This is a genomic window from Streptomyces sp. NPDC020958, assembly GCF_055562175.1.
Genome location: NZ_JBVHFU010000021.1, coordinates 48,055 through 74,576 on the forward strand (window position 1 = coordinate 48,055; position 26,522 = coordinate 74,576).

Sequence of the window (26,522 nt, forward strand, 5' to 3'; positions counted from 1 at the left end):
GAGGTCAGGACTTTCGAACGGACGGGTACGGCGGGCGACCTGACGGCCTGGACTGTCGGCGGGGGCCCGTATCCTCAATGACCATGCTCGAAGACCGTACGACCGCAGTGTCCCCCGGCATCCCGTGGCCGACCGCGTATCCCAAGGGGTACGCGGTCGTCGACGTGGAGACCACCGGACTGGCGCGGGACGACCGGATCATCTCCGCGGCCGTCTACCGGCTGGACGAGCGCGGCGAGGTCGAGGACCACTGGTACACGCTGGTCAACCCCGAGCGCGATCCGGGTCCGGTGTGGATCCACGGCCTGACGAGCGAGGTGCTCGAAGGGGCGCCACTGTTCACGGACATCGCCGAGGAGTTCTCGGCCCGGCTGGACGGCCGGGTGCTGGTCGCGCACAACGCGGTCTTCGACTGGCAGATGATCGCCCGCGAGTACGCGCGCGCGAAGGCCGAGGCGCCGGTGCGGCAGCGGCTGTGCACCATCGCGCTCTCCAAGGAACTGGGCCTGCCGCTGCCCAACCACAAGCTGGAGACCCTGGCCGCGCACTTCGGAGTCGTCCAGCAGCGGGCGCACCACGCGCTGGACGACGCACGCGTGCTCGCGGAGGCGTTCCGGCCCAGCCTGCGGGCCGCCGCCGCGGGGAACGTGCGGCTGCCGCTCCTCGAGTGCCGGCCGCTGACGGAGTGGTCGGACACGCCCAGGATCGGGCGGCAGGCGAGCGGCGGCTACCGGCCGAGCAGCTGGCGCCCGTCCCGTAGACGGCCGGCCTGCCCGTACCCGAACCCGGGGCGGTACGAGGACGGCAAGCCGCTCAGGCAGGGCATGCGGGTGGCGTTCTCCGGGGACACCTCGATCGACCGGGAGCTCCTGGAGGACCGGGCCGCGGAGGCCGGCCTGCACGTCTCCACGAGCATCTCGCGGCTCACCAGCCTGCTCGTCACCAACGACCCGGACTCGGGCACGTCGAAGGTCGTCAAGGCCCGCCAGTTCGGGACCCCGGTCGTCGACGAGGCCGCTTTCGGGCAGCTGCTGCGGGACGTGGCGCCCGCGTCGGAGAAGTGACCGCGCCGCCGGGCCGTACGGACGGGTGATTGCCGTGCGACTCGCCCCGCGCCCACTCGCCCGCGCGAGGACGACCACCCACGCTGTGCCACATGGCGAAATGTGAAGTCTGCGGCAATGACTACGGAATGACCTTCGAGGTGCACGCGCAGGGCGCGGTCCATGTCTTCGACTGCTTCTCCTGCGCGATCCACCGAATGGCCCCGGTCTGCGAGCACTGCAAGGTCTCGATCATCGGCCAGGGCGTGGAGGCCGAGAACCAGTGGTACTGCGGCGCCCACTGCGCCCGCGAGGCCGGCAAGTCGGGCATCGTCGACCGCGTGTGACCGGGTACCCGCGCACTCGCCCCCCACGACCGAGTTGTACGGTCGTGGGGTGTACCGCTTCCTTTGGACCCGGCAGTGGGTGATCCTCGCCCTCGTGTCGCTGCTCCTCATCCCCACGATGATCCGCCTCGGGATCTGGCAGAAGCACCGGTACGAGGAGCGCAGCGCCCGTAACCAGCTGGTGGCCGAGGCGCTGCACGCCAGACCGGTGCCGGTGGAGCAGGTGACCGGGCCCGGGCACGCGGTGACGCGCAAGGAGCGCTACCACACCGTCACCGCGACCGGCACCTTCGACACCGCCCACGAGGTCGTCGTCCGCCGCCGCACGAACGCGGACGACGAGGTGGGTTACCACGTCCTCACCCCGTTCGTCCTCGACGACGGCAAGGTGCTGCTGGTCAACCGGGGGTGGATCCCCGCGGACGCCCCGAGCCAGACCGCCTTCCCCGAGATCCCCGCGCCGCCCGCCGGCAAGGTCACCGTCCAGGGCCGGCTGATGCCCGACGAGACCACCGCGGCGAGCGGCATCAAGGACATCAAGGGCCTGCCCGACCGGCAGGTCATGCTGATCAACAGCGCCGAGCAGGCGCGCCGGCTCGGCAAGCAGGTGCTCGGCGGCTACATCGAGCAGACCGCGCCGCAGGCCAAGGGCGGCACGCCGGAGCAGATCTCCGATCCGGGCAAGGAGGACGCCCCGCTCAACTACGCGTACATGATCCAGTGGTGGCTGTTCGCCGCGGGCGTCCCCTACGGCTTCTTCGTGCTGGTGCGCCGCGAGGCACGCGCGCGTGCGGAGGCGGCGGCGGAGCTGGAGAAGGCCGAGGAAGCGGAGCCGGCCGCCGTGTGACTCCCGCGGCCCCCGTGTCACTCCCCCGGGCGCACCACCTGATTGGCCCCCCGGGCGGCTGGGAAACCGGGTCCCGTGGATCGACGCATCGAGGACTACGCCCTGATCGGCGACGAGCAGACCGCGGCCCTGGTCGGCCGGGACGGCTCCATCGACTGGCTGTGCCTGCCCAGATTCGACTCTGCCGCGTGCTTCACCAGACTCCTGGGCGACGAGGACAACGGGCACTGGCGGATCGCCCCCCAGGGCGCCACGACCTGCACCCGGCGGGCCTACCGGCGCGACACGCTGGTCCTGGACACCGAGTGGGAGACGGAGCAGGGCACGGTCCGGGTCACCGACCTGATGCCCCAGCGGGAGCACGCCCCCGAGGTCGTACGCGTCATCGAAGGCGTCACCGGCCGGGTCACCGTGCAGAGCACCCTGCGGCTGCGCTTCGACTACGGCTCGATCACCCCGTGGATGCGCCGCTCCGGCGGCCACCGGGTCGCCGTCGCCGGACCCGACTCGGTGTGGCTGCGCAGCGACCCGGCCGTACGGACCTGGGGCGAGGACTTCGGCACCCACTCGGAGTTCACCGTCGAGGAGGGCGACAAGGTCGCGTTCGTGCTCACCTGGCACCCCTCGCACGAGCCGCGTCCACCGCTCGTCGACCCCTACGACGCCCTGCGCTCCAGCGTCGCCGACTGGCGGCGCTGGGCCGCCCGCTGCACCTACGACGGCCCGCGCCGGGACGCGGTGGTGCGCTCCCTGATCACCCTCAAGGCGCTCACCTACGCGCCGACCGGCGGGATCGTCGCCGCCGCGACCAGCTCGCTGCCCGAGGAGCTGGGCGGGGTGCGCAACTGGGACTACCGCTTCTGCTGGCTGCGCGACTCCACCCTCACCCTCGGCGCCCTGCTCGCCGCCGGCTACCGCAAGGAGGCCGAGAGCTGGCGCAACTGGCTGGTGCGCGCGGTCGCCGGAGACCCGGCGGACCTGCAGATCATGTACGGCCTGTCGGGTGAGCGCAGACTGCCCGAGTTCGAACTGGACTGGCTGTCCGGCTTCGGCGGCTCCCGCCCCGTACGCGTCGGCAACGGCGCCGTGGACCAGCTCCAGCTGGACGTGTACGGCGAGGTCATGGACTCGCTGTCGCTGGCCCGCAGCGCGGGCCTGCCCACCAAACCCCACATGTGGTCCATCCAGTGCACGCTGATGAAGTTCCTGGAGAAGACCTGGCGGCAGCCCGACGAGGGCCTGTGGGAGGTGCGCGGCGGCCGACGGCACTTCGTGCACTCCAAGGTGCTGGTGTGGGTGGCCGCGGACCGCGCGGTCAAGACCCTGGAGGACTATCCGGAGCTGGAGGGCGACCTGGAGCGCTGGCGCGCGTTCCGCGACGAGGTGCACCAGGAGGTGTGCGAGAAGGGATTCGACCCGAAGCGCAACACCTTCACGCAGTACTACGGCTCGCGCGAGCTGGACGCCGCGCTGCTGCTGATCCCGCGCGTCGGCTTCCTGCCGCCGGACGACCCCCGGGTGATCGGCACGGTGGACGCGATCCGGGACGACCTGGGCCGCGGCGGGTTCCTGCGCCGCTACGACACCGACGCGATCGGGGTCGACGGCATGCCCGGCGGCGAGGGTGCCTTCCTGGCCTGCTCGTTCTGGCTGGCCGACGCCCTGCACATGACCGGCCGCACCGACGAGGCGAAAAAACTGTTCGAACGGCTGGTAGGGCTCGTCAACGACGTGGGGCTGCTGTCCGAGGAGTACGACCCGGAGTCCGGGCGCCAGCTGGGCAACTTCCCGCAGGCGTTCAGCCACATCGGGCTGGTGAACACCGCCCTCACGCTCTTCGCCGGCGACCAGGCAGGATAGGGCCATGGATCTTGGACTGAAGGACCGGGTGTACGTCGTCACCGGGGGCACCCGCGGGCTGGGCAACGCGGCGGCGCGCGAGCTGGTCGCCGACGGGGCGAAGGTCGTCGTGACCGGGCGGGACGAGAAGGGGGTCGCCGACGCGGCGGCCGCACTCGGGCCGAACGCGGCGGGTGTGGCCGTCGACAACGCGGACCCGGACGCGCCCGCGCGGCTGATCGCGGCCGCACGGGAGCGCTTCGGGGGCTTCGACGGCATCCTGGTGAGCGTCGGCGGCCCGCCCGCCGGGTTCGTCGCCGACAACACGGACGAGCAGTGGCAGGCCGCGTTCGAGTCGGTGTTCCTGGGCGCCGTACGACTCGCCCGCGCGGCGGCGACGGAGCTTGCGGAAGGTGGCGTCATCGGGTTCGTGCTGTCCGGGTCGGTGTACGAGCCGATCCCGGGGCTGACGATCTCCAACGGGCTGCGGCCCGGGCTCGCCGGGTTCGCCAAGTCGCTGGCGGACGAGCTGGGGCCGCGCGGGATCAGGGTCGTGGGCGTGCTGCCGTCGCGGATCGACACGGACCGGGTCCGGGAGCTGGACGCCATGTCCGCCGACCCGCAGGCCACCCGCACCGAGAACGAGTCCCGGATCCCGCTGCGGCGGTACGGCACTCCGGAGGAGTTCGGGCGGGTGGCGGCATTCCTGATGTCTCCGGGGGCCTCTTATCTGACGGGCATCATGGTGCCTGTGGACGGGGGCATGCGGCACGGGTTCTGACGGCCGGTCGTCCGACCGGCGTCAGCCGGACCTCCGCGGGGAGTTTCTCCAGGCCCGCCGATTCCCGGGCATGCGCGAGCGCCCGGGACGTCAGCTCGTTCAGCGCCTGAGCCGGTGCCACGTCCGGCTCCAGCCGGAGCCGGATCCGGACCCGGGGTGCCGTACGGGTGCCCTTCAGGACCGCCTGGGCGTGCGCCACGCCCTCCTGGTGGGCCGCGTCCGACGCCAGGACCGTCTCCAGGGCCCTGCCGCGCAGCAGCGCGCCCTCGCCGTCCCCCGTGTCCACCCGGACCGCGGTCAGGCGGCGTCGGCGCAGCTGGGCGGTCAGCCACCACACGGCGAGCAGGACCGTGACCGCCAGGGTGGGCAGGACGGTCGGCCACCACCAGCCGGCGTCCCGCCACTGGGTGCGCCGGGCGGTGGACAGCAGGACGTCGTGGCGGTCGTGGTACAGCCACCAGGACGGGAGCGGCGCCCCCAGACCGACGGCGAGGACCGTCCCGCCGAGAGCGAGCAGCAGCAGGCCCGCGAGGCCCGTCAGGACGCGGTTGACCGTGCCGAGCATGGCGTCACCCCTTCCGGCCGGGCCGGAGCACGTGCAGGGTCAGTTCGGGCTCACGGGCCAGGCCCAGGGCGTGGATCGCGCCGGTCAGCGTCGCCTCCAGGTCGGACCGGACCTCGTCGAGGTCACGGGAGTGCGAGACGGCGAGGACGTCCGCGCCGGTGCGGTGCAGTCGTACGCGTACCCGGCGCACGCCCGGGATCTCCAGGGCCCGGTCGCGCAGCACGGTGGCCGCCGCGTCCCGGCGCAGCCCGGCGCGGACGTCCGGGTGGGTGGGGCGCATCGGCAGGACGTCCCGCAGGCCGGGCGTGACGGCCAGGGTCAGCAGCCACAGGCCGAGGGCGGCGGCGGCGCCCGCGCCCATCAGGACCCAGCTGCCGTCGAGCGGCTGCTCGGCCAGCCGGTGGGCCAGTTCGCGGCGCCAGCGCATCGCCGGGCGGTGGGCGCGCACGGCCGCGATGTCGTACAGGAAGGCGCCCGCGACGACGAGGGTGAGCAGGGCGACGAGGGTCGCGGGGGCGCGGCGCGGGGACCAGAAGCGGGCCTCGCGGCCGGCTGGGGGTGCGGTCGCTGGTGGCTTCTCGATGACCTGTGTCTGCTCGGCGCTCATCACGCCCTCCCCTGGGTCAGGGCCGGGTACGGCCGTCCGACGGACCGGGCGGCCTCCCACCGCCATGTCCACCAACGCGCCTACCCGCTCGACCACATGCCGACGCACGGCCGCGCGGCAGGGGGACGGCGCCGGCTGGGCCCGACGCCGTCGGCGTGCGTTACTCGCCCACCCCCGCGAGGTCCCGCAGTCGCCGGGCCTGGGCCTGGCGTTCGGCGGCCCGCTGTTCGTCGTACGTACGACCGCTCGCGCCGCGCAGCAACGCCTTGGTCTCCACCACGGCGTCCCGGGGCGCGGCCAGCAGCGCGCCTGCCAGGTCCCGTACCGCCGCGTCGAGTTCGCCGGGCGGCACCGCCACGCTCGCCAGCCCGGAGGCCACCGCCTCCTCGGCCAGCACGTAACGGCCGGTCGCGCAGATCTCCAACGCGCGGGCGTAGCCGACCAGGGAGACCAGCGGATGGGTGCCGGTCAGGTCGGGCACCAGCCCCAGGCTGGTCTCGCGCATGGCGAACTGCACGTCGTCCGCGACGACGCGCAGGTCACAGGCGAGGGCCAGCTGGAAGCCGGCCCCGATGGCGTGCCCCTGCACGGCGGCGATCGACACGATGTCGCTCTGCCGCCACCAGGTGAACGCCTCCTGGTATTCGGCGATGGACGCGTCGAGTTCGGCGTCGTCACGGCGCGCGAGCTCGATGAAGGTCGGCTCGCCCGGGATCCCTTCCGGCGTGAACATCTGCCGGTCGAGGCCCGCGGAGAAGGACTGGCCCTCACCGCGCAGCACGACGATCCGCACCGACCCCGGCAGTGACCGCCCGGCTTCGGCCAACGCCCGCCACAGCGCGGGGCTCTGGGCGTTGCGCTTGGCAGGGTTGGTCAGCGTCACCGTGGCGAGCGCGTCGTCGACGGTGAGCCGTACGCCGTCCTTGTCGAGAACAGGAACGAGGTCCTGGTCGGGCGAAGCCATGGGGCGCCTCCGATGTGTGCGGTCATCACGCATTGCCGAACGGCATGCTAAGTGACTGCACAGTAACCACCCGGTCGCTCAGCCGACCGACCGGGTGGCCACCATCGAAGCCGATGGGCCGCCCGGGGTCAGGACGCGGCTTTCTTGCCCCGCGTCGCCCCGCCACGCCCACGCAGCGTGACACCCGACTCGCTGAGCATCCGGTGGACGAAGCCATACGAGCGGCCGGTCTCCTCGGCCAGTGCCCGAATGCTCGCACCGGAGTCGTACTTCTTCTTCAGGTCTGCCGCGAGCTTGTCGCGCGCGGCGCCGGTCACCCGGCTGCCCTTCTTCAGAGTCTCGGCCACCCGTGCCTCCTCATGGGAAGTGCGCTCTGGTCCCCTCATGATCACCCCTCCGGCGCGTGATGGCCACCCATTCGGCAAGGTCCGTGAGACATCGTTGTGACGACAGGAGCGCTTCCCCACATGCGGAATGGATGATTCCGGTGCGGCTTGTCCGTGGAGTCGAACGGGTTCCTCCGCGAAATACCAGGTCAGGAACGGAAAGCGGCCGTTCCCTCGTCGACGGGGGGAACGGCCGCGAGATCCGTGTAGGACACACCTCGATACGAGGAGATCTCACACAGATGATGGATCACCGATAGGCCGAATGATCCATAGCCGGTGGATCAGGCATTCGATCAGGCGAGGGCGACGAGATCCGCGTAGTCGGCGCCCCACAGGTCCTCGACACCGTCGGGCAGCAGGATGATCCGCTCGGGCTGCAGCGCCTCCACGGCGCCCTCGTCGTGGGTGACGAGCACGACCGCGCCCTTGTAGGTGCGCAGGGCGCCGAGGATCTCCTCGCGGCTCGCGGGGTCGAGGTTGTTCGTCGGCTCGTCCAGGAGCAGCACGTTCGCGGAGGAGACCACCAGGGTGGCGAGGGCGAGGCGGGTCTTCTCCCCGCCGGAGAGGACCCCGGCCGGCTTGTCCACGTCGTCGCCGGAGAACAGGAACGAACCCAGCACCTTGCGGACCTCCACGAGGTCCATGTCGGGGGCCGCCGAGCGCATGTTCTCCAGGACCGTGCGGGACGGGTCCAGGGTCTCGTGCTCCTGGGCGTAGTAGCCGAGCTTGAGGCCGTGGCCCTCGATCACCTCGCCGGTGTCGGGCTGCTCGACGCCGCCGAGCAGCCTCAGCAGGGTGGTCTTGCCGGCGCCGTTGAGCCCGAGGATGACCACCCTCGACCCCTTGTCGATGGCCAGGTCGACGTCGGTGAAGATCTCCAGCGAGCCGTACGACTTCGACAGGCCCTCGGCGGTCAGCGGGGTCTTGCCGCAGGGCGCGGGCTCCGGGAAGCGGAGCTTGGCGACCTTGTCGGAGACGCGGACGGCGTCCAGTCCGGCCAGCAGCTTGTCGGCACGGCGGGCCATGTTCTGCGCGGCGACCGTCTTGGTGGCCTTGGCACGCATCTTGTCGGCCTGCGAGTGCAGCGCCGCGGCCTTCTTCTCGGCGTTGGCGCGCTCGCGCTTGCGGCGCTTCTCGTCGGCCTCGCGCTGCTGCTGGTAGAGCTTCCAGCCCATGTTGTAGACGTCGATCTGGGCGCGGTTGGCGTCCAGGTAGAAGACCTTGTTGACGACCGTCTCGACCAGGTCGACGTCGTGGGAGATCACGATGAAGCCGCCACGGTAGGTCTTCAGGTAGTCGCGCAGCCAGACGATGGAGTCCGCGTCGAGGTGGTTCGTGGGCTCGTCGAGCAGCAGGGTGTCGGCGTCCGAGAAGAGGATCCGGGCCAGCTCGATACGGCGGCGCTGACCGCCGGAGAGGGTGTGCAGGGGCTGGCCGAGCACCCGGTCGGGCAGGTTGAGCGCGGCGGCGATGGTGGCGGCCTCGGCCTCGGCGGCGTACCCGCCCTTGGTGAGGAACTCCGTCTCCTGGCGCTCGTACTGCTTGAGCGCCTTCTCGCGGGTGGCGCCCTGGCCGTTGGCGATGCGCTGCTCGTTCTCGCGCATCTTGCGGATCAGCACGTCGAGGCCGCGCGCGGACAGGACGCGGTCGCGGGCCAGGACGTCGAGGTCGCCGGTGCGGGGGTCCTGCGGGAGGTAGCCGACCTCGCCGGAGCGGGTGACGGTGCCCGCGGCGGGGATGCCCTCCCCGGCCAGGACCTTGGTGAGGGTGGTCTTGCCTGCGCCGTTGCGGCCGACCAGGCCGATGCGGTCGCCCTTGGCGACCCGGAAGGTGGCGTTCTCGATGAGGATGCGGGCACCGGCGCGCAGCTCGATACCGGAGGCGGAGATCACGGACAGACTCCAGGGCGTACGGATACTGACGGGTGGGCGGCTGAGGACGTTCCCGCCGTCTAATGCGCGAGGAGAATGGCCATGAGGCCAAGTCTAACGGGGCCGCGCAAGCGCTTTTTCTGTGTACGGGTGTTCGGGGCGCCCCCGTGCCGTCCGGCAGCGCGCGGCCGGGGCGTTGTCGGTGGCGGGTGCCAGACTGTGCAGCAGACCGGGACGACGGCTCTTCGGGGGACCGACACACGAGGGAGTGATCGGGATGGCGGGCACCACGGGCGGACGGCCGAGCATCTATCCGTCGCTGCTGTACACGGACGCGAAGGCGGCGATCAGGCAGCTGACGGAGGCCCTCGGATTCACCGAGCTGTCGGTGTACGAGGGCGAGGACGGCATGGTGCTGCACGCCGAGCTGGTGCAGGGCAACGGCGCGGTCATGCTGGGTTCCAAGGGCCGCGGCGGCCGTTTCGACGCGGCGCTGGAGGGCGCGGGCCCGACCGGTGTGTACATCGTCGTGGACGACGTCGACGCACACCACCAGCGGGCCGTGGACCACGGCGCCGAGATCCTGATGCCCCCGACGGACCAGGACTACGGCTCGCGGGACTACATGGCCCGGGACATCGAGGGCAACGTCTGGAGCTTCGGCACGTACGCCCCGGAGATAGCGCCCTGACCACCAGCCCCTGACCACTAGCCGCCGGTGTGCACCTGGAAGGCGGCTCGGCGGACGGCCTTGGCCAGCGCCGGATCCGGGTGGGCCGCGGCCAGGGCGACCAGCACCTGCACGGTGCGCGGGTGGCCGACGGCACGGACCTCGTCGAGCAGCGCGGGCACGGTGGGCTGCAGCGCCGACTCCAGGTGGCGGACGAGCAGCGGTGCCTCACCGTGGTCGGCGACCGCGGCGGCCGTGTCGACCCAGAGCCAGGTCGCCTCTTCCCGGGTGAGCACCTCGTGGGCGTCCTCCGGGTCGATCCCGTCGTGCTCGGCCAGCCACAGCAGGGCGTACGGCCTGAGGGTCGGCTCGTCGACGACCGCGCGGACGTCCGGTTCGGCCGGGGCGCCGACGACCCGCAGCGCCTCGAAGGCGAGGCCGCGCAGCAGGGCGTCCTCGCCGCGGGCGGCGTCGATGAGCTCGGTGACGGCGGCGCCGACGGGGCGGGCGGCGAGCCAGGCGCGGTACTCGGCGCGGGCCGCGTTGGGCCGGAGCTGGGCGCAGCCGCGCAGCATCTCCTCGGCGGCGACCTCGATGTTCCCGGCGGGGCTCTGCGCGGCGACGCAGATCTGCTCCAGCTTGACCCAGACCGCCCAGCTGCCCAGCGGGGTCAGGGTGGCCTGGCCGTCACCGTAGGTGAGGGCGCCCACGGAACCGAGGGCGGACAGGGACCAGTCGAGAAGGGGGGCGAGCTCGGCCTCCTCGGCGGGGGCGGGGTCCTCGGCCGGTGCGCGGTCCGCCGGACCCGCGTCGACGGCGGGCACGGCGGCGACCGGACCGGCGGACCCGGCGCCGGTCTCGGTGTCGTAGGTCACCTCGCAGCGCTCGGTGCGCAGTTCGGTGACCCGCTGCCGCAGCAGGTCGAGGAGCTGCTCGACCGGGACGGGACCGGCGGACAACTGGAGGAAGGAGAGCACCTGGGGCATGGCCGAGACGACCTCGGCGACGGCGGCCGGCTCGACGTCCGTGGGCTCGGGGTGGGCGAGCGACCAGGCGTCGAAGAGAGCGACCCAGCCGCGCAGGACGGCGCTGTCGTCGCGGTCCCAGGCGCGCAGTCGCCAGCCGGGGCGCGCGCTGTCGCCGTGCACCTCGACCAGGCCGGCGAGCCGGGCGGTGTCCCAGTCGGCGCGGACCTGAGCGACGGTCAGGCCGAGATCCTCGGCCGCGCGTTCGGCGGACGCGTCGGAGAGGGTGGCCTTGCCGTCGCCGGTCGCGCCGTCGTTCCCGGGTCCGAGGGCCGCGTCGGCCCAGTGGGCGACCCGGGCCGCTCCCGCAAGGCCCGAGCGCGCCATTCTGGCCAGCTCGGCGGGGGCCGGGGTGCCCTCGGGCGGGCGGGGTGCGGGGCGGCGCGCGGGCCGCTGGTTCATCGCTCGGGGGGCGGCGGCCAGGGGTCGCGTTCGGACGAGTCGAAGCCTTGAGTCGCGCGGGATACGGGACGTCACGGGTGCAGTCTTCCGGTTGACGGTCCGAAAACCCAAACGGAATGTCACGGCGGGCGACGGGGCTGGCCAACGCACGGGCCCCGAGGGGAGGCGAGGAGACATGTTCAGGCCAGTGGTACGGCCTTAAACGGAACCTCCGGCACCGACTGGAATCAGGGCCTCCGGCTCGGGGCGGGACGAGGACGTGAAGGGGGGTGCCCTCACATCAGTGGGGTGAGGAAGCGGCGCAGCCGTTCCTCGTACTGCTTCGGGTCGGGGTTCCACATCGCGCCGTGCGGGGCGCCCGGGACGGTGTGCAGGGCGACCCGGTCGGGACGCCGCTCGGCGAGCCGCCGGGAGTACGTCCAGGGGGCGACGGTGTCGTCCGGTCCGTGCATGATCAGGGTGGGCACGGTGAGGTGTTCCGGGTCGAAGGGGTCCGCGACCTGGTCGGCGTGCAGGTTGGCGCGGCCCTGGGCGGCGCGCACCGCGAGCGGCAGCAGGGGTTCGGGGGTGTGCCGGGCCTGGGCGAGGGCGCGCAGGGTGGCCTCCCAGCTGAGCACCGGGGAGTCGAGGACCAGACCGGAGACCCGCTCGCGCAGGGCGGAGCGGGCGGCGGCGCGCAGCGCCATGGCGGCGCCGGTGGACCAGCCGTACAGGACGACGCGACGGGCGCCGTAGCGGACGGCGTAGCGGATCGCCGCGTCCAGGTCGCGCCACTCGCTCTCGCCGAGGTGGTTCAGGCCGTCCGGCGGGCGGGGGGCGCCGAGGTCGCCGCGGTAGGCGAGGGCGAGGACCGGCAGCCGGCGGCTGTTCAGGAACCGCATGACGTTCATGGGGTGTTCGCGGGTGGTGCCGAGGCCGTGCACCGCGATCACCCAGGTGTCCCGGTCGCCGGGTACGAACCAGGCGGGCAGCGGACCGAGTTCGCCGGGTATGTCGACGTCGGCGTGGTCCAGGCCGAGGGCGGTCTCCGGGTTGCCGACGTGGACGTTGGCGGTGAGCCAGACCTTGTCGCCGGTCTCCAGGGTGCCGTGGGTCACCCGCTCCAGCCGTCGTACGACCGTGTCGGCGGTGTTCGCGGCGGACTCCATGACGGCGCCGACGACCGCGTGCGAGCCGTCGCCGGCCAGGCCGTAGGTGCCGGGGCGCAGGGAGGCGAGGTCGCGGGTGAGGGTGATGCGGCCGGCCGCGGTGCCGTGCACGGTGAGCCGGGGTTCGGTGGGCAGGGGCCGGCCGGGCGGTGCCTTCAGCGCGGCGTCACTGGCGAGCCGTCCCGCGGCCACGCCGGCCGCGCCGGCGGCGAGTACGGCACCGACGGCCGCGGCCGTGACTTTGACTGGGCGCACCTGTCCAGTGTCGGGGCGGACCGCGGTGTCGGCCAGCGGAGGACGGAGGAATCGACGAAGCCACTGGACCCGGATTCCCCCCGGGCAGGGATTCACCCCTCCCGGCGGCCGTACCGCTTCAGTTTCTCCGCCGCCGCGGCCATCTGGTCCGGGGAGAGCAGGGTCGGGGACAGGCCCGGGACCGCGGATGCCGTCAGCCAGAGGCGGCAGAGCCATTCGAGCTGGGCGGTGCGGTCGTAGGCCTGGGCGAGGGTGGTGCCGTAGGTGACCGTGCCGTGGTTCTGCAGGAGGCAGCCGGAGCGGCAGGCCAGGGCGCGGAGCATGTTCCCGGCCAGTTCGTCGGTGCCGTACGTCGCGTACGGGGCGACCCGGACGGTGCCGCCGAGGGCCGCGGACATGTAGTGGATCGCCGGGAGTTCCGGGACGAGTGTCGAGACGGCCGTCGCGTGCACGGCGTGGGTGTGGACGACGGCGCCCGCGTCGGTGGTGCGGTAGACGGCGAGGTGCATGGGCAGTTCGCTGGTCGGCGGGAGGGTGCCGAGCACCTGCCGGCCGTCGAGGTCGACGCCGGTCACGTCGCCGGGGGTGAGCCGGTCGTACGGCACGCCCGACGGCGTGACCAGCACGGTGTCGCCGACCCGGACCGACACGTTGCCGGAGGTACCGACGACCAGTCCCTCGGTCACCGTGCGGCGGGCGGTGGCGACGAGGTCCTGCCAGGCGTCGGCCTCCGCCGCGAGCGCCTCCCGTCCCGACGGCTCCGGGAGACCGTGTGCGCCGCCGCGCCCGTCCCGTTCGTCACACTCGTCGCGCCGCTGCTCAGCCATGGCCCGATCCTGCCACCGGGCGGCCCGCCGGGTGACCGGAATCTCTTCGGCGGCCCGGCAGGGCGGCCGAGGCCGGCCGACCGGGGCCGCCGGCCAAGCGGCGACTGGGCTCCGGGCCGTAAGCGGAATGCCAACCCCCCGTCATTGACACCCTCAAGCCCCTCTCAGTTCATCTGCCGTTCACCCAGGTTGCCTACGGTCCAACAGCCAACGACTTCGAAAGATTGCCTGGGTAAATGGAAAGCTTCTCGCTGATCCTCGCGATTGTGGTGGTAACCGCACTCGCGTTTGATTTCACGAACGGTTTCCACGACACCGCCAACGCGATGGCCACCACCATCTCGACCGGTGCGCTCAAGCCCAAGATCGCGGTGACCATGTCCGCCGCGCTCAACCTGGTGGGCGCCTTCCTCTCCGTGGAGGTCGCCAACACGATCTCCAAGGGGCTCGTCGACGAGAACGGCATCCGTCCCGAGGTCATCTTCGCCGCCCTGGTCGGCGCGATCCTCTGGAACCTGGTGACCTGGCTGGTGGGCCTGCCCTCCAGTTCCTCGCACGCCCTCATGGGCGGTCTGATCGGCGCCACCGTCGCCTCGGCCGGCTTCGGCGCGGTCCACGGCGACGTCCTCGTCACCAAGGTCCTGCTCCCGGCGGTCGCCGCCCCGGTGGTCGCGGGCCTCGCGGCACTGCTCTCCACCCGGCTGTCCTACACGCTCTCGAAGAACACCGAGGACGAGGCCACCCGCAAGGGCTACCGCGCCGGCCAGATCGCCTCCGCCGGCCTGGTCTCGCTCGCCCACGGCACCAACGACGCCCAGAAGACGATGGGCATCATCACCCTCGCGCTCGTCGCGGGCGGTTCCATCGCCCCCGGCTCCAACCCTCCCACCTGGGTCATCCTCTCCGCCGGCCTCGCCATCGCGCTGGGCACCTACATCGGCGGCTGGCGGATCATCCGCACCATGGGCACGGGCCTGACGGACCTCCAGCCGCAGCAGGGTTTCGCCGCCCAGACCAGCGCGGCCACCGCCATCCTGGCCTCCTCCCACCTCGGCTTCTCCCTGTCCACCACGCACGTCGTCTCCGGTTCCGTGATGGGTGCGGGCCTGGGCCGCAAGGGCGGCACGGTCCGCTGGTCCACCGCGACCCGCATGGTCGTCGCCTGGGTGCTCACCCTCCCGGCCGCCGCGCTGGTCGGCGCGCTCGCCGAGTCCGTGACGGACCTCGGTGACGGGGGCACGGCCGCCGTCGCCGTCTTCCTGGTGGCCGCGAGCGCCACGATCTGGAAGCTCTCCCGCCGCGAGGTCGTGGACAGCAGCAACGTCGTCGGCACCGAGGAGCCCGCCGGTGTGGTGACCACGGCGATCGCCGCCGTCACCCCGCCGCCCGCGGGCACCGTGACCGAGGGCCTCACGGCCACCATCCCCTCCCCCGCCGCTCCCGCGACCGACCCGGCCGCCACCGTCTGACCCCGAGGAACACAACCCGACATGAACATCGACTGGGCAGCCATCGGCTCCGTCTTCGGCGTCAGCCTCGTGGCGACGGTGGGTCTGGTGACCCTCTTCACCCTCGGCATCAAGGGCCTCTCCGCCCGCGAACGGGCCACCGCGCAGGGCAACTCAGCGGCCCTGGCCGCGACCGCCGCCTGCCTCTGCTTCGCGGCCTGCGCCGCGGCCGTGGCGTACGGCATCCACCTGATCGTGGCGAAGGCCTGAGCCGCGACCGCACCGATCCGCACCGATCCCGGCAGCGGCCACACCAAAAGGCCGCCAGGCTCCGCCCCGATCCGTTCGCGGCGGAGCCTTCGGCATGTCCCAGGAGTCCCGCCGCGCCACCGGTGTGGGCCTTCCCACACACTCCCCTCGCAGGTCAACGGCAAGTTGACGGGTCTTCCGGGGGCGTGGTGGACTGCCGGAGCCATGTACGGCGGCAAGAGAGGAAGCCGGTGTGAATCCGGCGCGGTCCCGCCACTGTCACCGGGGTAGCCATCCCCGGGAGCCAGGAACTCTCACCGCCGGTCTCGTCGAACCAGGGCGCGGACACCCTGAGTGAGGACATATCGCCATGCGCGGCTGCCGACCGAGGTGCAGTAACCGGCCCGTCCCCGACCCCGCGGCCGGCTGAGCCGATGGGTGCCGATCGCGTCTTCGCGTACGGCGCCGCCGCCGGCCTTCTCGGTGATCTGCTGCTCGGCGATCCGCGTCGGGGGCATCCGGTCGCCGCGTTCGGGCGGGCGGCCGGGGCCGTGGAGCGGGTGCTGTGGCGGGACCACCGGGGCTGGGGCACACTGCACACCGCCGTGTGCGTGGGCGGCGCCGTGACGCTGGGTGCCGTGGCCCAGCGAGTGGCACGGCCGTCCACCGCCGCGTCCGTGGCGCTCACCGCTGCCGCCACCTGGGCCGTCGTCGGCGGCACTTCTCTCTCCCGTGAGGCGCGGGCCGTCGGAGAGGCCCTCGCGGCCGGGGACGTCGAGGCCGCCCGGGCCCGGCTGCCGCATCTGTGCGGCCGGGATCCGCAGGCCCTGGACGCCGACGGGATCGCGCGGGCGGTCGTGGAGTCCGTCGCCGAGAACACCAGCGACGCGGTGGTCGGCGCGCTGGTGTGGGGGGCGTTGGGCGGAGTGCCGGGACTGCTCGGGTTCCGGGCCGTCAACACCCTGGACGCGATGGTCGGCCACAGGTCGGCCCGCCACCTGCGCTACGGGTGGGCCTCGGCACGGCTGGACGACGTGGCCGGATGGCCGGGGGCGCGGCTCACCGCCGTACTCGCCGCCGTGGCCGGGAGTGATCCCAGGGGCGCGCTGCGGGCCTGGCGGGCCGACGCGGCGAAGCATCCCAGTCCCAACGCGGGGCCCGTGGAGGCGTCGTTCGCGGGGGCGTTGGGGGTGCGGCTCGGGGGGACGTTGTCGTACGGGGGGCGCATCGAGCACCGGCCGGTGCTGAACGGGGAGGGGCGAAGCGTGGAGACCGGGGACATCGAGCGGGCCGTGCGGCTGTCACGGCGCGTGGGGTGGCTGGCGCTGGGGGCGAGCGCGGCCGCGGTCCTGCTGCGGGGACGGGTCGCGCGGCGCGCGGGGGGTTCCTCGTGAACGGCGGCGGGCTGCTGGTGGCCGGGACCACCTCCGACGCCGGCAAGAGTGTCGTGACCGCCGGTGTCTGCCGGTGGCTCGTACGACAGGGCGTCAAGGTCGCGCCGTTCAAGGCGCAGAACATGTCCCTGAACTCCTTCGTCACCCGCGAGGGCGCCGAGATCGGGCGGGCGCAGGCCATGCAGGCGCAGGCCTGCCGGATCGAGCCGACCGCGCTGATGAACCCCGTGCTGCTCAAGCCCGGCGGTGAGCGGAGCAGTCAGGTGGTGCTGCTCGGGAAGCCGGTCGGTGAGCTGAGCGCGCGGGGGTATCACGGCGGGCGGCAGCAGAAGCTGCTCGGGACCGTGCTCGACTGTCTTGCCGAGTTGCGGGGCACGTATGACGCGGTGATCTGTGAGGGGGCGGGCAGTCCGGCGGAGATCAACCTGCGCCGGACCGACATCGTGAACATGGGGATCGCGCGCAGCGCGCGGCTGCCCGTGCTGGTGGTCGGCGACATCGACCGCGGGGGTGTTTTCGCCTCCTTCTTCGGGACCGTCGCGCTGCTCTCGCCCGAGGACCAGGAACTCGTCGCGGGGTTCCTCGTCAACAAGTTCCGGGGCGACGTCTCGCTGCTGGAGCCCGGCCTCGACATGCTGCACGGGCTGACCGGGCGGCGGACGTACGGCGTCCTGCCGTTCCGGCACGGCCTCGGCATCGACGAGGAGGACGGGCTCCGGGTCTCCCTGCGGGGGACCGTCCGCGAGTCGAACACCGCCCCGCCCGTCGGCGAGGACGTGCTCCGGGTCGCCGTCTGCGCGATCCCCCTCATGTCCAACTTCACGGACGTGGACGCGCTGGCCGCCGAACCGGGCGTCCTGGTGCGGTTCGTGGACCGGCCCGAGGAACTGGCCGACGCCGATCTCGTCGTGATCCCGGGGACGCGGGGGACGGTCCGGGCCCTGGAGTGGCTGCGGGAGCGGGGCCTCGCGGACGCGCTGCTGCGCCGGGCCGCGGAGCGGCGGCCCGTCCTCGGCATCTGCGGCGGTTTCCAGATCCTCGGTGAGCACATCGAGGACGAGGTCGAGAGCCGGCGGGGGCACGTGGACGGGCTGGGGATCCTGCCCGTCCGGGTGCGGTTCGCCCGGGAGAAGACCCTCACCCGGCCCGTCGGCGAGGCCCTCGGCGAACCCGTCGAGGGCTACGAGATCCATCACGGCGTCGCCGAAGTGACCGGGGGAACCCCCTTCCTGGACGGCTGCCGGGTCGGGCAGACCTGGGGCACCCACTGGCACGGTTCCCTGGAGTCGGACGGCTTCCGGCGGGCCTTCCTGCGCGAGGTGGCCGCCGCCGCGGGCCGCCGGTTCGTGCCGGCCCCCGACACCTCGTTCGCCGGGCTGCGCGAGGAGCAGCTCGACCGGCTCGGCGACCTGATCGAACAGCACGCGGACACGGACGCGCTCTGGCGGCTCATCGAGTCGGGCGCGCCGCAAGGACTGCCTTTCATTCCACCGGGAGCGCCCGCATGAGCACAGTGTTGTTGTTGTCGACCGCCGACACCGATCTGCTGGCGGCCCGGGCCGCCACCGGTGCGGACTACCGGATCGGCAATCCGACGCGCGTCGACGTCGCGGAGGAGCTGCCCGCGCTGGTCGAGGGCGCGGACATCGCCGTCGTACGGCTGCTCGGCGGGAAGCGGGCCTGGGAGGACGGGCTCGCCGCGCTGAGGGCCGCCGGGATCCCGACCGTGCTGCTCGGCGGCGAGGCGGTGCCGGACGCCGAGCTGATGGCCGAGTCGTCGGTGCCGGCCGGGGTGGTGGCCGAGGCCCTCAGGTACCTGGTGGAGGGCGGCCCGGCCAACCTCACCGAGCTGGCCCGGTTCCTGTCCGACACCGTGCTGCTGACCGGCGAGGGGTTCGTCGAGCCGCAGCGGATGCCCGCGTTCGGCGTGCACGGCGAACGTCCCTTCACCGAGGGCCGGCCGACCGTCGGCGTGCTCTTCTACCGGGCCCACGAACTGAGCGGCAACACCGCCTTCGTGGACACCCTGTGCGACGCGATCGAGGCACACGGCGCCAACGCCCTTCCGGTGTACTGCGGTTCGCTGCGCGGGGCGGACGCCGGCCTGTACGAGCTGCTGGGCCGGGCCGACGCGCTGGTGGCCACCGTCCTCGCCGCGGGCGGCACGCACGCCTCGCAGGCCTCGGCCGGCGGTGACGAGGAGGCCTGGGACGTCGGCGCGCTCGCCGAGCTGGACGTGCCGGTGCTGCAGGGCCTGTGCCTCACCTCCTCGCGCGCCGCCTGGGACGAGTCGGACGCCGCGCTCTCCCCCATGGACGCGGCGATGCAGGTCGCCATCCCGGAGTTCGACGGCCGTCTGATCACCGTGCCGTTCTCCTTCAAGGAGCAGGGCCCTGACGACGTCCCGGTCTATGTCGCCGACCCGGAGCGGGCCGGACGCGTCGCCGGTATCGCCGTCCGCCACGCACGCCTGCGGCACAAGCCGAACGCCGAGAAGAAGGTGGCGCTGGTCTTCACCGCGTACCCGACCAAGCACTCGCGGGTCGGCAACGCGGTCGGCCTGGACACGCCCGCGTCGGCGGTGCGGGTACTGGACGCGCTCCGGGACGCCGGGTACGGGGTCAGCGAACACCCTTCCGAGGGCGACGAGTTGATCCACCGGCTGATCGCGGCCGGCGGGCACGACGTGGAGTGGCTGACCGAGGAGCAGCTGGCCGCCGCGCCCGCGCGGGTGCCGCTGGCGGACTACCGGGCGTGGTTCGAGAAGCTCGACCCGCAGCTGCGGGACGCGATGACCGAAGCGTGGGGCGAGCCGCCGGGCAGCCTGTACGTCGACGGCGACGACATCGTGCTCGCGTCCCTGCGGTTCGGGAACGTGGTCGTGATGATCCAGCCGCCGCGCGGCTTCGGGGAGAACCCGATCGCGATCTACCACGACCCGGACATGCCGCCGTCGCACCACTACATGGCGGCCTACCGGTGGCTGGAGAACAGTTTCGGCGCCGACGCGATCGTGCACATGGGCAAGCACGGCACGATGGAGTGGCTGCCCGGCAAGGGCCTCGGGCTGAGCGCCGGCTGCGCGCCGGACGCGGTCCTCGGCGACCTGCCGCTGATCTACCCCTTCATCGTCAACGACCCCGGCGAGGGCACCCAGGCCAAGCGGCGCGGGCACGCCACCGTCGTCGACCACCTGGTGCCGCCGATGGCCCGCGCCGACACCTACGGCGACCTGGCCAAGCTGGAGCAGCTGCTCGACGAGTACGCGCTGGTCTCCGATCTGGACCCGGCCAAGGCACCGGCCGTGCGGGCGCAGATCTGGACGCTGGTGAAGGCGGCCGAGCTCCACCACGACCTGCACGTGGACGAGCAGCCGGACGACGGCGACTTCGACGAGTTCGTCATGCACATCGACGGCTACCTGTGCGAGATCAAGGACGTGCAGATCAGGGACGGTCTGCACATCCTCGGCGGCGGTCCGGTCGGCGAGCCGCGGGTGAACCTGGTGCTGGCCGTGCTGCGGGCCTCGCAGGTGTGGGGCGGGCAGGCCAACGCGCTGCCGGGGCTCAGGGCCTCCGTCGCGGCCCATTTCGGGCTCGTCGAGAAGGAGTTGCTGGCCGAGCCGGGTGCGCCGGTGAAGGTGCCGGTGGAGCTGACGGATCTCGTCGAGGGTCCCTCGCGCACCGCGGCCGACGCGATCGACCTGCTGGAGCAGCTGTGCCGCCGGGTCGCGGAGGGCATGGAACAGCGGGACTGGGCCGTCGCCCAGAGCCGTCCGCTGGTACGGGAGGTGCTGGGCACCGAACTGCCCGAGGCGGTCGCGGTGCTGGAGTTCGCGTGCACCGAGGTCGTGCCGAGGCTGGCGCGGACGACGGACGAGATCGGGCACATCCTGCGCGCCCTGGACGGCGGTTACGTCCCGGCGGGGCCGTCCGGGTCCCCCACCCGGGGCCTGGTCAACGTGCTGCCCACCGGCCGGAACTTCTACTCGGTCGACCCCAAGGCCATTCCGTCCCGGCTGAGCTGGGAGGTCGGCCAGTCGCTGGCGGACTCGCTCGTGCAGCGGTACCTGAGCGACACCGGTGCGTACCCGAAGTCGGTCGGCCTGACGGTGTGGGGCACCTCCGCGATGCGCACCCAGGGCGACGACATCGCGGAGATCCTGGCGCTGCTCGGCTGCCGTCCGGTGTGGGACGAGGCGTCGCGGCGGGTGACCGGCTTCGAGGTGATCCCGCTCGGCGAGCTGGGCCGGCCGCGCATCGACGTCACGGTCCGCATCTCGGGCTTCTTCCGGGACGCGTTCCCGCACGTGGTCGGGTTGATCGACGACGCGGTGCGGGCGGTGGCCGAGCTGGCCGAGCCCGCCGAGTCCAACTACGTGAAGGCGCACGCCGACGAGGACACCGCCGGGCACGGTGACCGGCGGCGCGCGACCGCCCGGGTCTTCGGCTCCAAGCCGGGCGCGTACGGCGCCGGGCTGCTGCCGCTGATCGACGCCCGCAACTGGCGCTCCGACGCGGACCTCGCCGAGGTGTACGCGGTCTGGGGCGGCTACGCGTACGGCCGCGGGCTCGACGGGCGGGCGGCGCGCGGGGACATGGAGACCGCGTTCCGGCGGATCGCGGTCGCCGCGAAGAACGTCGACACCCGCGAGCACGACCTGGTGGACGCCGACGACTACTTCCAGTACCACGGCGGCATGGTCGCGATGGTCCGCCACCTGACCGGCGCCAACCCCGAGGCGTACGTCGGTGACTCGGCCACACCGGACCAGGTGCGCACCCGCACGCTGGGTGAGGAGACGCACCGCGTCTTCCGGGCCCGGGTGGTCAACCCCCGCTGGATGGCGGCCATGCGCCGGCACGGCTACAAGGGCGCCTTCGAGATGGCGGCGACCGTCGACTACCTGTTCGGCTACGACGCCACGGCGGGCGTGGTCGACGACTGGATGTACGAGAAGCTCAGCGCGGAGTACGTCTTCGACGCGGAGAACCGGGACTTCATGAAGAAGTCCAACCCGTGGGCGCTGCGCGGGATCACCGAACGGCTCCTGGAGGCCGCCGACCGCGGTCTGTGGGCCGAGCCGGACGCGGACACCCTGGAGCGGCTGCGCGCCACCTATCTGGAGCTGGAAGGCGAGTTGGAGGGCGACGAGAAGTGAGTACCCCGTTCCCGTTCACGGCCGTCGTCGGCCAGGACGACCTGCGGCTCGCGCTGCTGCTGAACGCCGTCTCCCCGGCGGTCGGCGGGGTGCTGGTGCGCGGCGAGAAGGGCACCGCCAAGTCGACGGCGGTCCGCGCCCTGTCGGCGCTGCTGCCGCCGGTGGACGTCGTCGCCGGCTGCCGTTTCTCCTGCGACCCGGCCGCGCCCGACTCCGCCTGCCCGGACGGTCCGCACCACCCGCCCGGTGCCTTCGAGTCCCGCCCGGCGCGCATGGTCGAGCTGCCGGTGGGCGCCTCCGAGGACCGGCTGGTGGGCGCGCTGGACATCGAGCGGGCGCTGGCCGAGGGCGTGAAGGCCTTCGAGCCGGGCCTGCTGGCCGACGCGCACCGCGGGATCCTCTACGTCGACGAGGTGAACCTCCTCCACGACCACCTGGTCGACCTGCTGCTGGACGCGGCGGCGATGGGGGCGTCGTACGTGGAGCGCGAAGGTGTCTCGGTGCGGCACGCGGCCAGGTTCCTGCTGGTCGGCACCATGAACCCCGAAGAGGGCGAGCTGCGACCGCAGTTGCTCGACCGGTTCGGGCTCACGGTGGAGGTGGCCGCCTCCCGCGAGCCCGACCTGCGGGTGGAGGTGGTCCGGCGGCGGCTCGCCTACGACGACGACCCGGCCGGTTTCGCGGCGCATTGGGCCGACGAGGAGGCGGCCGTCCGGCAACGGATCGTGGCGGCACGGGAGTTGCTGCCGTCGGTGCGGCTGGGCGACGGTGCGCTGCGGCAGATCGCGGCGACCTGTGCGGCCTTCGAGGTGGACGGGATGCGCGCCGACATCGTGATGGCGCGGACCGCCACCGCGCTCGCCGCGTGGGCCGGGCGGACCGTGGTGCTGGCCGAGGACGTACGGCAGGCCGCGCTGCTGGCGCTGCCGCACCGCAGGCGCCGCAACCCCTTCGACGCGCCGGGCCTCGACGAGGACAGGCTGGACGAGACGCTGGCGGAGTTCTCCGGGCAGGACGAGAGCGACGACGACCCGGACCCGGACGGTCCCGGCGGCGGCGGTGGCGGCCGGCCGGCGCCCGAGGACGGCGGCCCGCGGGGCGGCGACACCGGTGCCCGGCCCGAGGCGGGCGAGGACGGCCAGCCGCAGGCCGCGGGGGCGGGTGAGCAGTCCCCCGTTCGGGCCGCCGAGCCCTTCCGCACCAAGATGCTGAGCGTGCCGGGGATCGGCGAGGGGGCCGCCGGGCGGCGGTCCCGGGCCCGGACCGAGCACGGGCGGACCACGGGTGCGCGCCGGCCACGGGGCACCCTGACCAAGCTGCACCTGGCGGCGACCGTGCGGGCCGCCGCCCCGCACCAGCGGGCCCGCGGCCGGTCGGGGCCGGGGCTCGTGGTCCGGCGGGACGATCTGCGGCAGGCGGCCAGGGAGGGACGTGAGGGCAACCTCGTGCTCTTCGTGGTCGACGCGTCCGGGTCGATGGCGGCCCGGCAGCGGATGAGCGCGGTCAAGGGTGCCGTGCTCTCGCTGCTCCTCGACGCCTACCAACGGCGGGACAAGGTGGGGCTGGTGACCTTCCGGGGCTCGGCGGCCGATGTCGCGCTGCCGCCGACCTCGTCCGTGGACGCGGCGGCGGCCCGGCTGGAGTCGCTGCCCACCGGGGGGCGTACGCCGCTCGCGGCCGGGCTGCTCAAGGCGCACGACGTGCTGCGGGTGGAGCGGTTGCGGGATCCGGCGCGGCGGGCGCTGGTGGTCGTGGTGACCGACGGACGCGCCACCGGCGGGCCCGAGCCGGTCGCGCTCGCGGGGCGGGCGGCCCGGCTGTTCGCGGCCGACGGGCTCGCCTCGGTGGTCGTGGACTGCGAGTCGGGGCCGGTGCGGCTGGGGCTCGCCGGGCAGCTCGCCGGTGAACTGGGCGGCACGGCGGTGACGCTCGACGAGTTGCGGGCGGACTCGATCGCCGGACTGGTGAAGGACGTGCAGAGGAGGGCCGCGTAATGCCGCAGGGACAGCCGAGTGTCGTACCGGACGACGGACTGACGACCCGTCAGCGCCGTAACCGGCCGCTGGTGGTCGTGCACACGGGCGTCGGGAAGGGCAAGTCCACCGCCGCGTTCGGGCTCGCGCTGCGGGCCTGGAACCAGGGGTGGCCGATCGGGGTGTTCCAGTTCGTCAAGTCGGCGAAGTGGAAGGTCGGCGAGGAGCGGGCGCTGCGGGTCCTCGGGGACTCCGGGGAGGGCGGGACCGTCGCCTGGCACAAGATGGGCGAGGGCTGGTCCTGGGTCCAGCGCGACGCGCAGCTGGACAACGAGGAGAAGGCCCGGGAGGGCTGGGAGCAGGTCAAGCGGGACCTCGCCGCCGAGACGTACCAGCTGTACGTGCTGGACGAGTTCGCGTACCCGATGCACTGGGGGTGGGTGGACACCGACGAGGTGGTCGAGGTGCTGCGGAACCGGCCGGGGACCCAGCATGTCGTGATCACCGGGCGCAACGCCCCGGAGAAGCTGGTCGCCGTCGCCGACCTCGTCACGGACATGTCCAAGGTCAAGCACCCGATGGACGTGGGGCAGAAGGGGCAGAGGGGCATCGAGTGGTGATGTCGTCCGTCCCTCGGCTGGTCGTCGCCGCGCCGTCGTCCGGCAGCGGCAAGACCACCGTCGCCACGGGGCTGATGGCCGCGTTCGCCGCGCGGGGGCTCGCCGTGTCCCCGCACAAGGTCGGGCCGGACTACATCGATCCCGGGTACCACGCGCTCGCGACCGGGCGGGTGGGGCGGAACCTCGACGCGTACCTGTGCGGGCCGGAGCTGGTCGGCCCGCTGTTCGCGCACGGTGCGCGCGGCTGTGATCTGGCCGTCGTCGAGGGGGTGATGGGGCTGTACGACGGGGCGGCGGGGGAAGGGGAGCTGGCGTCCACCGCTCAGGTGGCGAAGCTGCTGCGGGCACCGGTGGTGCTGGTCGTGGACGCGTCCTCGCAGTCCCGGTCGGTGGCGGCGCTGGTGCACGGGTTCGCGTCGTGGGATCCGCAGGTGCGGGTCGGGGGCGTGATCCTGAACAAGGTGGCGTCGGACCGGCACGAGGAGTTGCTGCGGGAGGCGCTGGAGGCTTCCGGGGTGCCGGTGTTCGGGGTGCTGCGGCGGGTGGCCCAGGTGGAGACGCCGTCGCGGCACCTGGGGCTGGTGCCGGTGGCGGAGCGGCGGGCGGACGCCGTCGCGGCGGTGGCGGCGATGGCCGCACAGGTCGCCGACGGGTGCGACCTGGGGGCGCTGCTGGAGCTGGCGAGAGGTGCGGGATCGTTGCCGGGTGCGGCCTGGGACGCGGCCGAGGCGCTGGCCTCCTCGCCGACGGACACCGTGCGCTCCACGGTGCGCGTCGCCGTCGCCGGTGGGGCCGCGTTCACCTTCTCCTACGCCGAGCACTCCGAACTGCTCGCCGCGGCCGGTGCCGACGTCGTGCCGTTCGACCCGCTGCGGGACGAGCGGCTCCCCGAGGGGACGCGCGGGTTGGTCGTCGGGGGCGGGTTTCCCGAGGTGTACGGAAGCGAGCTGTCCGCGAACGAGCCGCTCAGGAAGGACATCGCCGCCCTCGCCGAGCGCGGCGCTCCCGTCGCCGCCGAGTGCGCCGGGCTGCTCTACCTGTGCCGGGAGCTCGACGGGCTGCCGATGTGCGGCGTGCTGGACGCGCGTGCGCGGATGTCGGAGCGGCTCACGCTCGGGTACCGGGACGCCGTCGCCGTGGGCGACAGCGCCCTGGCCGTGGCCGGGACGCGGATGCGGGGGCACGAGTTCCACCGGACCGTGGTCGAGCCGGGGGCCGGTGCGGCGCCCGCGTGGGGGGTGCGCACCCCACGCCCGCGGGTCGAGGGTTTTGTACAGCAGGGTGTGCACGCGAGTTATCTGCACACGCACTGGGCGTCCCGGCCCGGTGTGGCCCGTAGGTTCGTGGAGAGGTGCCGGACGTCATGAGCAGCAGGTTGGTCGGAGTCGGGGTGGGTCCCGGTGACCCCGAACTGGTGACCGTCAAGGGAGTCAACGCCCTGCGTGCGGCCGAGGTCGTCGTCGTGCCCGTGATGGACAGCGGGGAACGGGGACGCGCCGAGGCGACCGTGCTGCACTACGTCGGCGCGGCGAAGGTCGTCCGGGTCGTCTTCGCGCTGAACGAGCGCAGCGACCGGGGGCGGCGGGAGGCCGCCTGGGACGCGGCCGGCGCGAAGGTCGCCGAGCTGCTGCGCGCGCACGGCTCCGTGGCGTTCGCCACCATCGGGGACCCGAATGTCTACTCGACGTTCACGTATCTCGCGCAGACCGTCGCCGCCCTGGTGCCGGGCGTGGTCGTGGAGACCGTGCCCGGGATCACCGCCATGCAGGATCTCGCCGCGCGTTCCGGCGCCGTGCTCACCGAGGGGACCGAGCCGCTGACGCTCGTCCCGGTGACGGCGGGCGCCGAGGCGCTGAAGGACGCGCTGGGCGGGCCGGGGACGGTCGTGGCGTACAAGTTCGGGCGGCAGGCCGGTGCGGTCCTGGCGGCGCTGCGGGAGACCGGGCGGGTCGACGACGCCGTGTGGGGGTCGGCGCTGGGTCTGGACGAGGAGTCCATCCGGCCGGCCGCCGAGCTCGACGGTGCCCCGCTGCCGTACCTCTCCACGCTGATCGCTCCGCCGCGCCGGGACACCGGGAGAGGCGGGAAGCTGTGAGC

23 protein-coding genes and 1 riboswitch are annotated in these 26,522 nt (G+C 73.2%); of the genes, 15 read left to right on the forward strand and 8 right to left on the reverse strand.

All coding sequences use genetic code 11. From position 1 onward, the window contains the following. Positions 1–83 precede the first annotated feature (83 nt). The 5 genes from ACZ3KP_RS37140 (at position 84) to ACZ3KP_RS37160 (ending at position 4,857) form a co-directional block, all read left to right on the forward strand. Positions 84–1,064: a DEDDh family exonuclease gene (locus ACZ3KP_RS37140; protein WP_467505104.1), complete on the forward strand. Its 981-nt coding sequence runs from the start codon at positions 84–86 to the stop codon at positions 1,062–1,064. Between the two features lie 92 nt (positions 1,065–1,156). After that, positions 1,157–1,390: a hypothetical protein gene (locus ACZ3KP_RS37145; RefSeq protein ID WP_132886015.1), complete on the forward strand. Its 234-nt coding sequence runs from the start codon at positions 1,157–1,159 to the stop codon at positions 1,388–1,390. Positions 1,391–1,439: 49 nt separating this feature from the next. Then, positions 1,440–2,237, forward strand: coding sequence for an SURF1 family cytochrome oxidase biogenesis protein (locus ACZ3KP_RS37150; RefSeq protein ID WP_467505105.1), 798 nt, complete (start codon positions 1,440–1,442; stop codon positions 2,235–2,237). 75 nt (positions 2,238–2,312) lie between these two features. Further along, entirely contained in the window at positions 2,313–4,097 is a 1,785-nt protein-coding gene (locus ACZ3KP_RS37155) for a glycoside hydrolase family 15 protein (protein WP_467505106.1), read from the forward strand. 4 nt (positions 4,098–4,101) lie between these two features. Beyond that, complete coding sequence (locus ACZ3KP_RS37160) at positions 4,102–4,857, forward strand: SDR family oxidoreductase (protein ID WP_467505107.1); 756 nt, start codon at positions 4,102–4,104, stop codon at positions 4,855–4,857. Here the strand turns inward: ACZ3KP_RS37160 and amaP are convergent. The 5 genes from amaP to ACZ3KP_RS37185 form a co-directional block, all read right to left on the reverse strand. Continuing rightward, a complete protein-coding gene (gene amaP, locus ACZ3KP_RS37165; RefSeq protein WP_467505109.1) occupies positions 4,817–5,422 on the reverse strand; it encodes an alkaline shock response membrane anchor protein AmaP in 606 nt (201 codons plus the stop codon). The two genes, ACZ3KP_RS37160 and amaP, sit on opposite strands and share 41 nt — an antisense overlap. Positions 5,423–5,426: 4 nt before the next feature. Then, positions 5,427–6,029 carry a DUF6286 domain-containing protein gene (locus ACZ3KP_RS37170; RefSeq protein WP_467505111.1) on the reverse strand — a complete coding sequence of 201 codons (603 nt, stop codon included), beginning with the start codon at positions 6,027–6,029 and terminating at the stop codon, positions 5,427–5,429. A gap of 160 nt (positions 6,030–6,189) precedes the next feature. Further along, positions 6,190–6,993 carry an enoyl-CoA hydratase/isomerase family protein gene (locus tag ACZ3KP_RS37175; protein WP_467505113.1) on the reverse strand — a complete coding sequence of 268 codons (804 nt, stop codon included), beginning with the start codon at positions 6,991–6,993 and terminating at the stop codon, positions 6,190–6,192. A 128-nt stretch (positions 6,994–7,121) separates the two neighbouring features. Beyond that, on the reverse strand, positions 7,122–7,340 hold the full coding sequence (locus ACZ3KP_RS37180; RefSeq protein ID WP_046727957.1) for a helix-turn-helix domain-containing protein: 219 nt from the start codon (positions 7,338–7,340) through the stop codon (positions 7,122–7,124). 335 nt (positions 7,341–7,675) lie between these two features. Further along, complete coding sequence (locus tag ACZ3KP_RS37185) at positions 7,676–9,274, reverse strand: ABC-F family ATP-binding cassette domain-containing protein (RefSeq protein WP_132886022.1); 1,599 nt, start codon at positions 9,272–9,274, stop codon at positions 7,676–7,678. A 256-nt stretch (positions 9,275–9,530) separates the two neighbouring features. Here ACZ3KP_RS37185 and ACZ3KP_RS37190 point away from each other — a divergent pair, with 256 nt between their 5' ends. Further along, positions 9,531–9,944: a VOC family protein gene (locus ACZ3KP_RS37190; RefSeq protein WP_467505115.1), complete on the forward strand. Its 414-nt coding sequence runs from the start codon at positions 9,531–9,533 to the stop codon at positions 9,942–9,944. 17 nt (positions 9,945–9,961) lie between these two features. Here the strand turns inward: ACZ3KP_RS37190 and ACZ3KP_RS37195 are convergent, their stop codons facing one another. The 3 genes from ACZ3KP_RS37195 to ACZ3KP_RS37205 form a co-directional block, all read right to left on the reverse strand. Next, positions 9,962–11,350: a hypothetical protein gene (locus ACZ3KP_RS37195; protein WP_467505116.1), complete on the reverse strand. Its 1,389-nt coding sequence runs from the start codon at positions 11,348–11,350 to the stop codon at positions 9,962–9,964. A gap of 275 nt (positions 11,351–11,625) precedes the next feature. Beyond that, a complete protein-coding gene (locus ACZ3KP_RS37200; protein ID WP_467505118.1) occupies positions 11,626–12,753 on the reverse strand; it encodes an alpha/beta hydrolase in 1,128 nt (375 codons plus the stop codon). A 92-nt stretch (positions 12,754–12,845) separates the two neighbouring features. Then, positions 12,846–13,580, reverse strand: coding sequence for a class II aldolase/adducin family protein (locus tag ACZ3KP_RS37205; protein WP_467505120.1), 735 nt, complete (start codon positions 13,578–13,580; stop codon positions 12,846–12,848). A 236-nt stretch (positions 13,581–13,816) separates the two neighbouring features. Between ACZ3KP_RS37205 and ACZ3KP_RS37210 the strand changes: the two genes are divergently transcribed. The 9 genes from ACZ3KP_RS37210 to cobI all read left to right on the forward strand — a co-directional run bounded on the left by ACZ3KP_RS37210 (position 13,817) and on the right by cobI (position 26,520). Further along, the gene (locus ACZ3KP_RS37210; RefSeq protein WP_360560163.1) at positions 13,817–15,049 is read left to right on the forward strand and encodes an inorganic phosphate transporter; all 1,233 of its coding nucleotides are present in this window, start codon (positions 13,817–13,819) and stop codon (positions 15,047–15,049) included. Positions 15,050–15,070: 21 nt separating this feature from the next. Continuing rightward, positions 15,071–15,298 (forward strand): hypothetical protein, encoded by a 228-nt coding sequence (locus tag ACZ3KP_RS37215; protein ID WP_358980921.1) that lies wholly within the window; start codon positions 15,071–15,073, stop codon positions 15,296–15,298. Between the two features lie 172 nt (positions 15,299–15,470). Then, a riboswitch (cobalamin riboswitch) is annotated at positions 15,471–15,610 on the forward strand. A gap of 101 nt (positions 15,611–15,711) precedes the next feature. Further along, positions 15,712–16,671, forward strand: coding sequence for a cobalamin biosynthesis protein (locus ACZ3KP_RS37220; RefSeq protein ID WP_467505123.1), 960 nt, complete (start codon positions 15,712–15,714; stop codon positions 16,669–16,671). Further along, entirely contained in the window at positions 16,668–18,179 is a 1,512-nt protein-coding gene (locus tag ACZ3KP_RS37225; RefSeq protein WP_467505125.1) for a cobyric acid synthase, read from the forward strand. The genes ACZ3KP_RS37220 and ACZ3KP_RS37225 overlap by 4 nt, the downstream gene beginning before the upstream one ends. Then, positions 18,176–21,832, forward strand: a complete 3,657-nt coding sequence (gene cobN, locus ACZ3KP_RS37230) for a cobaltochelatase subunit CobN (protein WP_467505126.1) — start codon at positions 18,176–18,178, stop codon at positions 21,830–21,832. The genes ACZ3KP_RS37225 and cobN overlap by 4 nt, the downstream gene beginning before the upstream one ends. After that, the gene (locus ACZ3KP_RS37235) at positions 21,829–23,826 is read left to right on the forward strand and encodes a putative cobaltochelatase (RefSeq protein WP_467505128.1); all 1,998 of its coding nucleotides are present in this window, start codon (positions 21,829–21,831) and stop codon (positions 23,824–23,826) included. The genes cobN and ACZ3KP_RS37235 overlap by 4 nt, the downstream gene beginning before the upstream one ends. Then, positions 23,826–24,425 carry a cob(I)yrinic acid a,c-diamide adenosyltransferase gene (cobO, locus tag ACZ3KP_RS37240; protein WP_467505129.1) on the forward strand — a complete coding sequence of 200 codons (600 nt, stop codon included), beginning with the start codon at positions 23,826–23,828 and terminating at the stop codon, positions 24,423–24,425. Before ACZ3KP_RS37235 ends, cobO begins: the two co-directional genes overlap by 1 nt. Then, positions 24,425–25,792 (forward strand): cobyrinate a,c-diamide synthase, encoded by a 1,368-nt coding sequence (locus ACZ3KP_RS37245; RefSeq protein ID WP_467505130.1) that lies wholly within the window; start codon positions 24,425–24,427, stop codon positions 25,790–25,792. Before cobO ends, ACZ3KP_RS37245 begins: the two co-directional genes overlap by 1 nt. Next, a complete protein-coding gene (gene cobI, locus ACZ3KP_RS37250; RefSeq protein WP_467505132.1) occupies positions 25,789–26,520 on the forward strand; it encodes a precorrin-2 C(20)-methyltransferase in 732 nt (243 codons plus the stop codon). The genes ACZ3KP_RS37245 and cobI overlap by 4 nt, the downstream gene beginning before the upstream one ends. Positions 26,521–26,522 lie beyond the last annotated feature (2 nt).